Source organism: Archangium sp. (genome assembly GCF_036389735.1).
Classification (GTDB): Bacteria; Myxococcota; Myxococcia; order Myxococcales; family Myxococcaceae; genus Archangium.
The window spans coordinates 1-12438 of sequence record NZ_DASVWK010000962.1 but is presented as its reverse complement, the minus strand read 5'-3'; the positions used below and the strand labels follow the sequence as shown (position 1 = coordinate 12438).

Here is a 12438-nt window from a genome sequence, read left to right as displayed (position 1 = left end):
TACCTCGGGATCCCCTGACCCCTCCCCTGCTCGACGCCCAGGGTAGGACGATGACGTACCTGCGCCTGTCGGTGACGGATCGGTGCAACTTCCGCTGCACCTACTGCTCGCCGGCGAGCTGGGGCGGGAAGAAGGACCTCCTGACGCCCGAGGAGTTCGAGCGCATCGTCTCCGTCTTCGCCCGCATGGGCATCCGGCGGGTGCGGCTCACCGGGGGCGAGCCCCTCATCCGCCCGGACATCGTCGAGGTGGCCCAGCGCATCGCCGCACAGCCGGGGGTGGAGCAGGTGGCCATCACCACCAATGCCAGCCACCTGGAGCGGCTGGCCAGCCCCCTGCGCGAGGCGGGCGTCACCCAGCTCAACATCAGCCTGGACACCCTGTCCGAGGCCACCTTCCGGAGCATCTCCAAGCAGGGGGACTTCGCCTCCATCCTGCGCGGCATCGACGCGGCCGTGGCGGCGGGCTTCACCCTGCTCAAGCTGAACGTCGTCGTCATGCGTGGGGTGAATGACGCCGAGGCGGCGGACCTCATCGCCTATGCCCACACCCGGGGCATGGTGCCGCGCTTCATCGAGCTGATGCCCTTCGGCCAGGGCACGCCGGTGCCCACGGTGGAGCTCGTGGAGCGGCTCCAGGGCGCGGGCCTTCCCCTGGTGCCCGATGACGAGCAGCACGGCCGATTCTCCGGCCCGGCGACCTACTGGCGGGCTCCGGGCGGACGCGTGGGCTTCATCTCGCCGCTCACCCAGAACTTCTGCGGCGGCTGCAACCGCGTGCGCGTGGCCTCCAACGGAGACCTGCGCAGCTGCCTCGGCGGGCGTGCCCAGGCTCCGCTGCACACGCTCATCCGGGGGGGGGCCACGGATGCGGACCTCGCCCTGGCCATCCGCCACGCGCTGGGCGAGAAGCCCGACGGCCATCGCTTCACCGAGGCTGGAGCCGGCGGCTCGCTGCTGTCCATGATGGGCATCGGCGGCTGAGCCCCGTGATGCCCGAGCCGTGGGGTTACTTCACCAGGCGCGGCGTCGCGGGGTAGCGGTACGTCTCACCGTTGTTGGCCTTGATGCCCGCGATGATGCTCAGCACCAGGCCGAAGAGCCCGCCGAGGACGGCGACCGGGATGCCGATGCAGGCCAGGACGAGCGTGGCCGTCAGGAACGAGCCACCCCAGACCAGCGCGGTGATCAGGATCTGGAAGTTGAGCGCTTCCTTGGCCTGCTGCTCCACCCAGGCGGACTCCTTGCCCTTGATCAACATGACCAGGAGCGGCCCGAGGAAGGGCATGTAGATGAAGGAGGTGGCGAGACCGCTCAGATGCGCGATCATGCCCCACGTCCTCTCGTCCGCCGTGGGCGCCGGCGAACCGGTGATGTAGCCAGCCCGCTGCTGGTATTCCATGTGAAGTCCCCTCCTGAATCCTGAACGGGCGCGAGCACCGCGCCCCTGTGGACCCATTTTCCCCCACTCTCCGGCCAGATGTCACGTCTCCGGCATCTGGTGGAAGGAGGAGACCTCGGAAGTCAGCCAGACCTCAGCGGTAGATCTCCGAGCCGGCCTTCTTGAACTCCTCGCTCTTCTCGGCCATGCCGGTCTCCAGCGCCTTCTGCTCCTGGAGCCCCACCTTGTCCGCGTAGTCGCGCACGTCCTGGGTGATCTTCATCGAGCAGAACTGCGGGCCGCACATGGAGCAGAAGTGGGCCACCTTGGCGCCCTCGGCGGGCAGGGTCTCGTCGTGGAAGGCGCGGGCGCGCTCGGGATCCAACGAGAGGTTGAACTGGTCCTCCCAGCGGAACTCGAAGCGGGCCTTGGACAGGGCGTTGTCGCGCAGCTGCGCGCCCGGGTGCCCCTTGGCGAGGTCCGCGGCGTGGGCGGCGATCTTGTAGGTGATGACGCCCTCCTTCACGTCATCCCGGTTGGGCAGCCCGAGGTGCTCCTTGGGGGTGACGTAGCAGAGCATCGCCGTGCCGAACCAGCCGATCATCGCCGCGCCGATGCCACTGGTGAAGTGATCGTACCCCGGCGCGATGTCCATGGTGAGGGGCCCCAGCGTGTAGAAGGGCGCCTCGTGGCACACCGCGAGCTGCTTCGTCATGTTCTCCTGGATGAGGTGCATGGGCACGTGGCCCGGGCCTTCAATCATCGTCTGTACGTCGTGCTTCCAGGCCACCTTCGTCAGCTCGCCCAGCGTCTCCAGCTCGCCGAACTGCGCCGCGTCGTTGGCGTCCGCGATGGAGCCCGGCCGCAGCCCGTCCCCGAGGCTGAAGCTGACGTCGTACGCCTTGAGGATCTCGCAGATCTCCTCGAAGTGCGTGTAGAGGAAGTTCTCCTTGTGGTGCGCCAGGCACCACTTGGCCAGGATGGAGCCGCCGCGGCTGACGATGCCCGTCATCCGCTTGGCCGTGAGCGGAATGTAGCGCAGCAGCACGCCCGCGTGGATGGTGAAGTAGTCCACCCCCTGCTCGCACTGCTCGATGAGCGTGTCGCGGTAGAGCTCCCAGGTGAGCTCCTCGGCCTTGCCGCCCACCTTCTCCAGCGCCTGGTAGATGGGGACCGTGCCGATGGGCACCGGGGCGTTGCGGAGGATCCACTCGCGCGTCTCGTGGATGTTGCGGCCGGTGGACAGGTCCATCACCGTGTCCGCGCCCCAGCGGATGGACCACACCATCTTCTCCACCTCCTCCTCGATGGAAGAGGTGACGGCCGAGTTGCCGATGTTGGCGTTGATCTTCACCAGGAAGTTGCGGCCGATGATCATCGGCTCCAGCTCCGGGTGGTTGATGTTGGCCGGGATGATGGCGCGACCCCGAGCCACCTCGTCCCGCACGAACTCGGGGGTGATCTCCCGGGGGATGGCCGCGCCCCAGGAGTGGCCCGGGTGCTGCCGGGACAGCTCGGCGGCCACGGCCTCGCGCTGGAGGTTCTCGCGCAGGGCGACGAACTCCATCTCCGGGGTGATGATGCCCTTGCGGGCGTAGTGCATCTGCGTGACGTTGGCCCCCGACTTCGCCACCAGCGGCTTGCGGCGGTGGGAGAAGCGCAGCCCATTCAGGCGCGGGTCCTCCTCGCGGGCGCGGCCGTACTCGGAGGTGATGCCGGCCAGTTCCTGCACGTCCTCCCGGCGGCGGATCCACTCGGAGCGCAGCGCGGGCAGCCCCTCGCGAAGCTCGATGGGGGCCTCGGGGTCCGTGTACGGGCCGCTCGAGTCGTAGACGAAGATGGACGGGTTGGGCGTCACCTTCGCGTCGGGACCATGGCCCTGCCGGGTGGGTGTCTGGCTGATCTCCCGCATGGGCACGCGCACGTCCGGATGCCGCACACCAGACACGTACACCTTGCGCGAGGCCGGCAACGGCCCGCGGGTGATGCCCTCCAGCACCTTGCCATCCACCTTGAGGCTCTTCGAGGCTCCGCTCACGTCACTCCTCCTCATCCAACCAGAGGGGACAGGCGAGGCATGGAGCGCCCGCCGCTTCCCTCCGCCGGTATGAACCGGTTCAGGTTCGAAGGGTTGGCCGCTTCACGGCCGTCTCAGCCCCTCCCCGGGGGCACCCCTAGCGATGGAGCGAGGGTGTAGCGCACCGGGCAGCCGGGCAGCAACCGCCCGGAGGGCCCCCTGTTGTTCAGCAAGCGGCCGGGAGGGCCCGCGCAGGATATGCGGGGGGCCTCTAAAACCACGAAACCATTGCACTTCACCCCTGGCGTGAACCAGCCGACGTAGCGGGCACCGAGGCTTCCACGCCCTGGTCTTGAACCTGCAATAGCTTCCTCGCAGGACGTAGGACTTCAAGGACCGGAGCCACGCAATGCAGACTGTCGGAGAGCTGATGACCCGCAGCAACCTGGTCACGCTCACGGAGACCCAGAACCTGGCCAAGGCGGAGGAGATGCTCCGCCTGCACCGCATTCGCCACCTGCCCGTGGTGCGCGATGGCAAGCTGGTGGGGCTCGTCACCCACCGCGACCTGCTGAAGGCCGCGGCCCAGCGCGCCCCGTCACAGACCCTGGCGGCCTCGGACGTCATGGTGCGCGACGTGCGGACGGTGCGCTCGGATACGCCCACCCGGGAAGCGGTCAAGCTGATGCTGGACAACAAGTACGGCTGCCTGCCCGTCGTGGGCGCGGACGGAGCGTTGGTCGGCATCATCACCGAGGCGGACATGGTCCGCTACGCCCAGCACCTCATCGAGGACATGGACCGCAGGAGTCTCGCGGCCGAATACGAGGCCTGACGCAGGCCAAGGGGGGGCACCATGTCGATCGTCTTCGGTACGGACTTCTCGGAACGGGCGATGGCGTCGGCGCGGGCGGCGGCGGCACTCGCCCGCAAGAGCGGCGAGGTGCTCCACCTGGTCCACATCACCGAGTACGGCAGCGTGGGCCGCACCACCTCCAGCGACGAGACCCTGCGCCGCGAGGTGACCTCCCGCCTGGAGGCCCAGGCCGCCGAGCTGCGCACCGAGGACACGCGGGTGGAGATCCACCTGCTGGAGGGGACGCCGGACGAGGTGCTCGTCGAGCACGCCACCGTCGTCCACGCCTCGCTCCTCATCGTGTCCCACCACGGGCAGCGGGCGCCGCGCTGGCGCATCGGCAACGTGGCGGAGCGGGTGGTGCAGGCGGCCCGATGCCCGGTACTCGTCATGCGCTCGGCGGGCCCGCTGGAGGCCTGGGCACGGGGAGAGCGCAGCCTGCGCATCCTCCTGGGCCTGGACTTCTCACCCCCCTCGGACGCGGCGGTGGCCTGGGTGCGCAAGCTGCGCTCGTTCGGCCCCTGCGAGGTGGTGGCAGTCCACCACTACTGGGGCGCGGACGCGCACGTGCGCTACGGCGTCCCCCTCTCTCAGGAGTCCGAGGTGACGCCCGAGGTGGAGGAGGCCCTGCGCCGCGACCTGACAGCCCGCCTGGGCGACATGCCCGGCAGCGGCGCGGTGTGGGTCCACCTGGACGCCGGTCTGGGCCGACCCTCGGAGTCGCTCGTCGCGCTGGCCCGACGGGAGGCGGCGGACCTCATCGTGGTGGGCACCCACCAGCGTACCGGGCCGAGCAAGTGGTGGTACGGCTCGGTCTCCCAGAAGGTCATCCACGAGGCCGCCGTGTCCGTGCTGTGCGTGCCCTCCAGCTCGATGGCCGCCGTCACCATCCCCGAGGTGCGCCGGGTGCTGGCCCCCACGGACCTGTCCGAGGTGGGCATCAGCGCCGTGCGGCATGCGTACTCGGTGGTGCCCACTGGAGGCACCGTCTACCTGCTGCACGTGCTGGAGTCCGTGGGCGCGCTCTCGTCCTCCAAGGTCCTCTCGCCCGAGCAGGAGCGCCTCGCCGAGCAGCTCCGGGGCCTCATCCCCCCCGAGGCCGCCGCGCGCGGCATCTCCACCCGGGTGGAGGTCGTCCACGGCCGCAAGGTGTCCGAGGCCATCACCCAGGCCGCGGAGCGACTCGGCTGCGACGTCATCTGCCTGGCCACCCACGGGCGCTCGGGGCTCAACAAGGCCCTGGCGGGCTCGGTGGCGCAGGAGGTGCTCCAGAGCAGCCCCCGGCCGGTGCTGCTCGTCCGGCCAGTGGAATGAGCGGACAGGCGGGCAGCCCCCTGCCCCGCTGCCTGTAAAGGGGCGGAACTCCTCGTCTTTCGGGACTTCCGGCACGCACCTTGAAGGTCTTTCCGGGAAGGACGACATCCCGGAGGTGGGCGGTGACCTACGTTTCCATCAGCGAGTTCGAGACGCGGCTCCAATGGCGGAGCCAAGCAGGCGCTGTCCTCTCCGGAGAGCGGGCCCCTCCCATCTCAGTGGATGGGCGCTCCCCCGACATCATCGGAGAGCAGTGGAATCCGGAGACGCTGCTGGTGGGCGCGGTGGAGGGGCGAACCCTCCTGGCCTTCCTGGAGCAAGCGCGTGCCCTGGGTGTGGAAATTCTTTTCTACCAGAGTTCCGCGATGGCCCGCCGGGTGGAAGGGCCGGACGGACAGCCGCACTACACGGATCTGATCGTCCGCCCCCATGTAGCGGTGCGCACCGAGGACGAGGCCCGACTCGCCTGGAGCATCTTCGAGACGCTGCCGGAGCGGTGTTTCCCCAGTTCCATGCTGCGGCTCACCCCGCGCATCGAGCCGCTCATCGACACCTGGGACGAGCAGCACGCGGCCGCGCTGGAGGAGGCGCGTCACCACGAGCGGCAGTGGCACTGGAGTCAGGGGAGTCGCACGGTCGGTTGGGATCCTTGACGCAACATGCGTGCGCTCCCGCGCGATTGACTGTTACGGTTTGGAGACCATGTCCGCTCAACGCATCCTGGTCGTCGACGACGAGGACAATGCCCGCCGCGCCATTGCCACCATCCTGGGTGAGGAGGGCTATGAGGTGGCCGAGGCCGCCAATGGAGAAGAGGCCCTCGCGCGCCTGGCCGACTTCTCGCCCGCCGTGGTGCTCACGGACGTGCGCATGCCGAAGATGGACGGGCTGACGTTCCTGCAAAAAGCCCGGGAGCAGGGCGCGGACACCACGTTCATCATGATGACGGCCTTCGCCAGCGTGGAGACGGCGGTGGAGGCCATGCGTGCCGGCGCGGAGAACTACCTCGTCAAGCCGCTGGACGCCAACGCCATGCTGGTGGTGCTGGGCAAGGCGCTGGAGAAGCGCGCCCTGAGGCGCGAGACGGAGAGCCTGCGCGAGCAGGTGCGCCAGCGGGCGCGCTTCCACAACATCATCGGCGACTCGTCCCAGCTCCAGGCCGTCTACGACATGGTGAAGCGGGCGGCCAGCACCAAGGCCACGCTGCTCATCCTCGGCGAGTCCGGCACGGGCAAGGAGTTGATCGCCCAAGCCGTCCACCACGAGTCGCCGCGGCGCGACAAGCCCTTCGTCAAGGTGCACTGCGCCGCGCTGTCCGAGGGCCTGCTGGAGAGCGAGCTGTTCGGCCACGAGAAGGGCGCCTTCACGGGCGCGGTGGGCCGCAAGGAGGGCCGCTTCGAGCTGGCCGACGGCGGCACCCTCTTCCTGGACGAGATCGGGGAAATCGCCCCGTCGGTGCAGGTGAAGCTGCTGCGCGTGCTCCAGCAGCGCGAGTTCGAGCGCGTGGGTGGCACGCAGACGCTGAAGGTGGACGTGCGCATCGTCGCGGCCACGCATCGCGATCTGGTGGCCGAGGTGAAGGCGGGCAGGTTCCGCGAGGACCTGTACTACCGGCTGAACGTGGTGGCGGTGACGCTGCCGCCGCTGCGCGAGCGCAAGAGCGACATCCCCGCACTGGTGAGCCACTTCCTGGAGAAGTACAGCGACTCGTACGGCAAGGACGTGCGGGGGCTGGCGCCGGGCACGCTCCAGGCGCTGCTGTCGTATGACTGGCCCGGCAACATCCGCGAGTTGGAGAACGCCATCGAGCGCGCGGTGGTGCTGGCCCCGGGCAACGAGCTCACCACGGATGATCTGCCCCCCGTGCTGCGGGGCCCGCGGCCCCTGGGCTCCTCGCCCTCGTCGCTGATTCCGGGGGCCACCCTGGCGCAGATCGAGCGCGAGGCCATCCTCCGCACCCTGGAGATGGTGGGCGGCTCCACCACGCGGGCGGCGGAGATCCTCGGCATCAGCGTGCGCAAGGTGCAGTACCGGCTGAAGGAGTACAGCGCCGCCACCAACGGCACGCCCCCGCCCACGCCGGGCCCGGAGGACGAGGCGGAGTCCGAGGCCGCCTCGGAGTAGCTCAGCGGGCCAGGGGCAGGCGGAGCAACAGCCGCGCCCCACCCTCGGGCCCGCTGCCCACCTCCAGCGAGCCACCGTGCTGCGTCACGATGGCGTGGACGATGGAGAGCCCCAGGCCCGAGCCCTGGGCCTTGGTGGTGAAGAAGGGCTCGAAGAGCCGGTCGCGGATCTCCGCTGGAATCCCCGGGCCCGTGTCGTCCACGGTGATCCACGCCATGTCGCCCTCGCGACCCGCGGAGACGCGAACGAGCCCGCCCGCGGGCGTGGCCTCCAGCGCGTTGATGGTCAGGTTGATGAGGACCTGGCGCAGCCGCTCCTCCTCGCCCCAGATGGGCGGCACCTGTCCGCCCCCGTCACCCTCCAGCTCCAGCCGCACCCGGCGCGTATCCGCCTGGCTTCCCAGCAGGTCCACCACGCGCCGCAGCAGTGTCTTCACCTCCACCGGCTCCGGGCGGAACTCGCGTGGCCGGGCGAACTGGAGGAAGTCCTCGAGGATGTGATCCAACCGGCGGATCTCATCGCGCACCAACAGCAGCGGTGACAACAGGTTGGGTTGGAGATCCTCGGAGAGCCGGCGTACCCGCCGCTCCAGCACGGAGAGCTGGAGGGCCGCGGCGTTGAGCGGGTTGCGGATCTCATGGGAGAGCCCCGCCGTCATGGTGCCCACCGCGGCGAGCTTCTCCGTCACCTGGGCGCGGCGCGCCAGCTCGCGCTTCTCGGCCTGGAGGCGCACCTGGCGCATGGCCTGCTCCAGCGTGAGGAGCAGCTCATTGGGCGCACAGGGCTTCATCAGGTAGGCGCACGCGCCCGCGCGCACCGCCGCCACGGCCGTCTCCAGCGTGGCGAAGCCGGTGAGCAGCACCACCTCGGACTCGGGCACCTTCTCCTTGAGTTCGCGGGCGAGTGCCGTCCCCTCCCCGTCCGGCAGCCGCAGGTCCACCAGCGCCACGTCGAAGCCCCCGAGGGCACGCTCACGGGCCTGGCGGCAGCTGTTGGCGCCCGCCACCGAGTAGCCGGCATCGCCGAGCAGCTCGTTGAGGTTGTCGAGAAAAGCCGCGTTGTCGTCGACGACGAGCACGCGAGGACGGTGGGACGGGGGAGCATTCATGACGCCTGCCCCTGCCGCGCGTGGACGCGCTCCAGGGTCTCCAGCAACGTGGCCGTGTCGAAGGGTTTGGAGAAGACGCCGTGGCCGGAGTCCGGCACCGCATCCGGAAAGGCCGTCATCACGAACACGGGCAGCTCCGGGAAGCGCGCGCGCAGCCGCCGCAGCGCCTCACCATCGGGGCCACCCGGCAGCCGCAGGTCCACCAGCGCGACGAAGGGCCGCACCGAGGCGAGCTGATCGGCATCCAGCACCGAGCGCGCCGTGACGCACGAGAAGCCCCGGGTGCGCAGCACCTCGGTGAGGTTGTCGCTGAGGGCCTGGTCGTCCTCGACGAGCGCCACCAGCCCGTCCCGGCGCGCCTCGGACAGCAGGGTGACGAGCGTGGGGATGGGCACGGGCTTGGGCAGCACCGCGAGCAATCCCTCGCGCCGGGCCGTCTCCAGGTCGTCCTCACCCGGGTAGGCGGTGATGACCACGGCGGCGAGCCCTGGGTCCACCTTGCGGATGTGGTGCACCGCCGCGGCCCCGCTCATGCCGGGCATCTTCATGTCCGTGAGGAGCACGTCGAAGCGATTCGAGCGCGCCAGCTCCAACGCACGCTCCCCATCCGTCACCACCGTGGCCTCGTCGCCCCCGTCCCGGAGGATCTCCGCCAGGTTCTCCGCGAAGGCCTCGTTGTCGTCGAGCAGCAGGTAGTTCCTCATGCCGTCACCTGCGGAGAAGAGGGGGGGAGGGGAAGTTTCAGGACGAAGCGAGCGCCACTGCCCTCGCGGGGCGCGTAGGCGATGGAGCCCCCGTGGCGCTCCAGGATGCGCTTGACGAGCGGCAGGCCCAGGCCGATGCCACGGGCCTTGGTCGTCATCAGCGGCTCGAACATGCGGCGGCGGATGGTGTCGCTGACGCCGGGCCCCGAGTCCTCCAGTACCAGCTCCACCGCGTCCGGGCCCGTCGAGGCCACCAGCGACACCGTGCCCTGCTCGCCCACGGCGTGCATGGCGTTCTCCATCAGGTTGACGAAGACCTGGCGCATCTGCCCGGGGTCTCCCTGGAGCGAGGGGAGTTCGCCCAGGCCCTCGACGCGCAGGGACACCCCCGCGGGCAACGGTACCGAGGTGAGCGCGTCCTTCCACACCTCCTCCAGCCGCAGTGGCTCGCGCTTGAGCGGGCGGTCTCGGATCATGTCCAGCAGATCCGTGACGATGCGGTTGGCCAGGGACACCTGCTCGCCGATGCGATCCAGGTGCTTGAGGGCGCGCTCGTCGGTGGCCAGGGGCCGGCCCTTGAGGATGAAGAGCGACGTCTCGATGACGCCCAGGGGGTTGCGCAGCTCGTGCCCGATGGAGCCCACGAGCTGCCCGAACGTGGACAGCCGCTCGCTGCGCGCCTGCTGGGCGAGCAGATCCTCCCGGTAGGTGTGCAGCATGATGGCCAGCTCGATATCCAGGATCTTCCCGAGAGCCACCCGCGTCACCCTCAGCGCCTCGGGCTGTGTGAGGTAGTGCTCGTCGATGATGCGGTTGAACTCCTGCCGCAGGTGGTTCATCGCGCCGAACATGTAATGTTGGGGCAGCGCGATGCGCACGTGCATGCGACCAATGCGGCAGCGGAGCTGGTAGTAGGACTCGTCCCAGGGGCCTTTCAGGAGCTGCTCCATCCAGCCCCGCAGCGTCACCTTGAGGTGGCCCACCTGGCTCTCCCCCGCCAGGGCCTTGCGCGCGCCTTCGTGCTCCAGGATGCGCGTATAGAAGACGTGCGCGATCTCGCTGAAGTGCGCTTGGGACAACTCGTGGAGGGAACGGAGCGCCTGCTCGTCCGCCGGTCCGAAGTCCACGTATCGTTTCAACTCTTCGAACAAGGTTTCCGCCATGCTTGCAAGAGAACGTCTTAGCGCACCCCGAGGCTTGTGACAGAGGGCTTTCAGCCCTTCCCTGCCTGGAAAGCGAGGAGCGTGTCGTCCAGGGGCAAGAAGCACGCCACCCGTGTTTCCTCGGGGAGCGGACACCCGCGAGCCGCAATCCTTGCGGCGCCTCGGGCGGGAGCGCAGCCTTTGCATGCACTTCCGAAGTCCCACCTCAGGAGACGTCCATGAAGATGAAGGCGCTGTTCATCGCCCTGTCCCTGCTCGCGGTTCCCGGTGCCGCGTCCGCGCAGAGCCCGTTCGACCAGCTCAAGAAGGGCGCGGGCGAGGCGGGCAAGGCCGCCGTGGAGAAGCGCGTCAACGCGAAGCTGATGGACGAGTCGCGCAAGAACCAGTGCAGCTTCAAGTCCGGTACCGACGTGCTCGAGGCCGGCTGCGACCAGAAGCTCAAGAACCTCACCAACGCGCTCGTCGAGGCCAAGAAGCAGCTCGATGGGGCGGGCTTGAAGAACTACAAGTTCGAGGTCTCCGGGCACACCGACTCGAGCGGTGACGCGGCCAAGAACAAGGCGCTCAGCGAGAAGCGCGCCGAGGTCATCGTCAAGGAGCTGGTCGCCCGGGGCGTGCCGCGCGGGGAGATCCTCGCCGTGGGCCGTGGTTCGGAGCAGCTCGTGGCCAAGCCGGACAACACGCCGGCCAAGAAGGCGAAGAACCGGCGCTACGAGATCCAGGTCCGGCTCTGAGTCCAGGTCTGATCTACGACCGCGGCAGCCCGAGCGCGCGCCCCAGCTCCGTGCGGGCGGTGGCCAGGTTGTACTCCGCCTGCACTCGTTGGGCGGCCGCGCTGGTGGCGTCGAGCTGCGCGTCGCCCAGCTCGATGATGTTGCCCACGCCCTCACGATAGCGGCCCTCCGCGAGCCGCAGCCGTGCCCGGGCGTTGATCAGCGCCTCCTCCGTAGCGGCCAGCCCCTCCCGGGTGGCGCGCACGGACAGCAGGGCCCGCTCCACCTCCAGCCGCACCTGCTGGCGGAGCGCATCCTGCTGCGCCTGGACACCGCGCAGGGAGGCCTCCGCCTCGCGCACCTGGGCGCGCGTCCGCCCGCTCTCGAACAACGGCCAGTTCAGACCCACCTGCCCCGTCAGGCCGAAGTCCTGGTTGACGGGGTCCGTACCCGCGCCGTTGGCGCTCACCGAGGCCGTGAGGCTGGGCCAGTACCCGCCCCGCGCCGCCGACACCTGTTGCTGCTGGGCACGCACCTGCCGCTCGCTCGCGGTGAGATCCGGCCGGCGCGCCAGGGCTGTTGCAGCAGGTCAATCTCCGCCCGAGTGCCCACCTGCACCTGGGCCTCCACCTGCCGCAGGTGCGCCACCTCGTTCTCCAGCGTCTCGCGCGCCACGTCCACCAGCGCCTGTTGCGCCAGCACGTTGAAGTAGGCGGTGCTTACCTCGGTGAGCACGTCCAGCCGCGTCTGGAACGCCGTGGCCGCCTGCGCGTCGGCGGACTCGCGAGCCGCGCGGTAGCGCCCCGTCGTCTGCCCGAAGTCCCAGAGGAGCTGGCTCGCCGTGGCGCCCACGGTGAAGCCGCTACCCCGCCGGAAGTTGGTGCTCCCATCCACCGGCGTGGTTCCGGTATCGCGCGCGGTGGAGACCTGATAGCCCGCGTTGGCGTTCACCTGGGGCAGCAGCCCGGCGCGGGACTGGTCCACGCGGGCACGCGCCGCCTCGGTGCTGGCCTGGGCCTGGCGCAGCTGCGGCTGGCGCTCCGAGGCCGTGCGGAGCGC

Annotated in this window: 13 protein-coding genes and 1 riboswitch; of the genes, 6 read left to right on the top strand and 7 right to left on the bottom strand. The window is 69.6% G+C overall.

Annotated features, from left to right (window positions below; genetic code table 11):
- Nucleotides 1-983, top strand: a 983-nt coding sequence (gene moaA, locus VF794_RS34225) for a GTP 3',8-cyclase MoaA (protein ID WP_414640999.1), incomplete at its 5' end; no start/stop codon positions are given.
- 25 nt (nt 984-1008) lie between these two features.
- Here moaA and VF794_RS34220 read toward each other — a convergent pair.
- The gene (locus tag VF794_RS34220) at nt 1009-1401 is read right to left on the bottom strand and encodes a DUF4870 domain-containing protein (protein ID WP_331117322.1); all 393 of its coding nucleotides are present in this window, start codon (nt 1399-1401) and stop codon (nt 1009-1011) included.
- A gap of 133 nt (nt 1402-1534) precedes the next feature.
- The gene (gene thiC, locus VF794_RS34215) at nt 1535-3418 is read right to left on the bottom strand and encodes a phosphomethylpyrimidine synthase ThiC (RefSeq protein WP_331117321.1); all 1884 of its coding nucleotides are present in this window, start codon (nt 3416-3418) and stop codon (nt 1535-1537) included.
- Between the two features lie 39 nt (nt 3419-3457).
- A riboswitch (TPP riboswitch) is annotated at nt 3458-3566 on the bottom strand.
- A gap of 240 nt (nt 3567-3806) precedes the next feature.
- Here thiC and VF794_RS34210 point away from each other — a divergent pair.
- From VF794_RS34210 to VF794_RS34195, 4 genes are all read left to right on the top strand, one after another.
- A complete protein-coding gene (locus VF794_RS34210) occupies nt 3807-4232 on the top strand; it encodes a CBS domain-containing protein (protein WP_331117320.1) in 426 nt (141 codons plus the stop codon).
- Between the two features lie 21 nt (nt 4233-4253).
- Nucleotides 4254-5567, top strand: a complete 1314-nt coding sequence (locus VF794_RS34205) for a universal stress protein (protein ID WP_331117319.1) — start codon at nt 4254-4256, stop codon at nt 5565-5567.
- Between the two features lie 122 nt (nt 5568-5689).
- Nucleotides 5690-6220 (top strand): hypothetical protein, encoded by a 531-nt coding sequence (locus VF794_RS34200; RefSeq protein ID WP_331117318.1) that lies wholly within the window; start codon nt 5690-5692, stop codon nt 6218-6220.
- A gap of 49 nt (nt 6221-6269) precedes the next feature.
- Entirely contained in the window at nt 6270-7691 is a 1422-nt protein-coding gene (locus VF794_RS34195) for a sigma-54 dependent transcriptional regulator (protein WP_331117317.1), read from the top strand.
- A 1-nt stretch (nt 7692) separates the two neighbouring features.
- Here the strand turns inward: VF794_RS34195 and VF794_RS34190 are convergent, their stop codons facing one another.
- From VF794_RS34190 to VF794_RS34180, 3 genes are read right to left on the bottom strand one after another with little or no spacing between them, the layout of a single operon-like run.
- Entirely contained in the window at nt 7693-8799 is a 1107-nt protein-coding gene (locus VF794_RS34190; protein WP_331117316.1) for a sensor histidine kinase, read from the bottom strand.
- Nucleotides 8796-9503 (bottom strand): response regulator, encoded by a 708-nt coding sequence (locus VF794_RS34185; protein ID WP_331117315.1) that lies wholly within the window; start codon nt 9501-9503, stop codon nt 8796-8798. Before VF794_RS34185 ends, VF794_RS34190 begins: the two co-directional genes overlap by 4 nt.
- A complete protein-coding gene (locus VF794_RS34180; RefSeq protein ID WP_331117314.1) occupies nt 9500-10666 on the bottom strand; it encodes a protoglobin domain-containing protein in 1167 nt (388 codons plus the stop codon). The genes VF794_RS34185 and VF794_RS34180 overlap by 4 nt, the downstream gene beginning before the upstream one ends.
- Before the next feature lie 218 nt (nt 10667-10884).
- On the opposite strand from VF794_RS34180, the gene VF794_RS34175 reads away from it, so the two are divergent.
- Complete coding sequence (locus VF794_RS34175; RefSeq protein WP_331117313.1) at nt 10885-11400, top strand: OmpA family protein; 516 nt, start codon at nt 10885-10887, stop codon at nt 11398-11400.
- 13 nt (nt 11401-11413) lie between these two features.
- On the opposite strand, the gene VF794_RS34170 is transcribed toward VF794_RS34175, so the two are convergent.
- Together VF794_RS34170 and VF794_RS34165 are read right to left on the bottom strand one after the other, a co-directional pair.
- On the bottom strand, nt 11414-11914 hold the full coding sequence (locus VF794_RS34170; RefSeq protein WP_331117312.1) for a TolC family protein: 501 nt from the start codon (nt 11912-11914) through the stop codon (nt 11414-11416).
- The coding region (locus tag VF794_RS34165; protein ID WP_331117311.1) for a TolC family protein at nt 11845-12438 on the bottom strand (594 nt) is incomplete at its 5' end. The genes VF794_RS34170 and VF794_RS34165, both read right to left, overlap by 70 nt.

Excerpts from the sequence above, each read along its gene's own strand:
- VF794_RS34180 (WP_331117314.1), bottom strand. The coding sequence starts at position 10,666 with ATGGCGGAAACCTTGTTCGAAGAGTTGAAACGATACGTGGACTTCGGA.
- VF794_RS34190 (WP_331117316.1), bottom strand. The coding sequence starts at position 8,799 with ATGAATGCTCCCCCGTCCCACCGTCCTCGCGTGCTCGTCGTCGACGAC.
- VF794_RS34195 (WP_331117317.1), top strand. The coding sequence starts at position 6,270 with ATGTCCGCTCAACGCATCCTGGTCGTCGACGACGAGGACAATGCCCGC.
- VF794_RS34220 (WP_331117322.1), bottom strand. The coding sequence starts at position 1,401 with ATGGAATACCAGCAGCGGGCTGGCTACATCACCGGTTCGCCGGCGCCC.
- VF794_RS34210 (WP_331117320.1), top strand. The coding sequence starts at position 3,807 with ATGCAGACTGTCGGAGAGCTGATGACCCGCAGCAACCTGGTCACGCTC.
- VF794_RS34175 (WP_331117313.1), top strand. The coding sequence starts at position 10,885 with ATGAAGATGAAGGCGCTGTTCATCGCCCTGTCCCTGCTCGCGGTTCCC.
- VF794_RS34205 (WP_331117319.1), top strand. The coding sequence starts at position 4,254 with ATGTCGATCGTCTTCGGTACGGACTTCTCGGAACGGGCGATGGCGTCG.
- VF794_RS34185 (WP_331117315.1), bottom strand. The coding sequence starts at position 9,503 with ATGAGGAACTACCTGCTGCTCGACGACAACGAGGCCTTCGCGGAGAAC.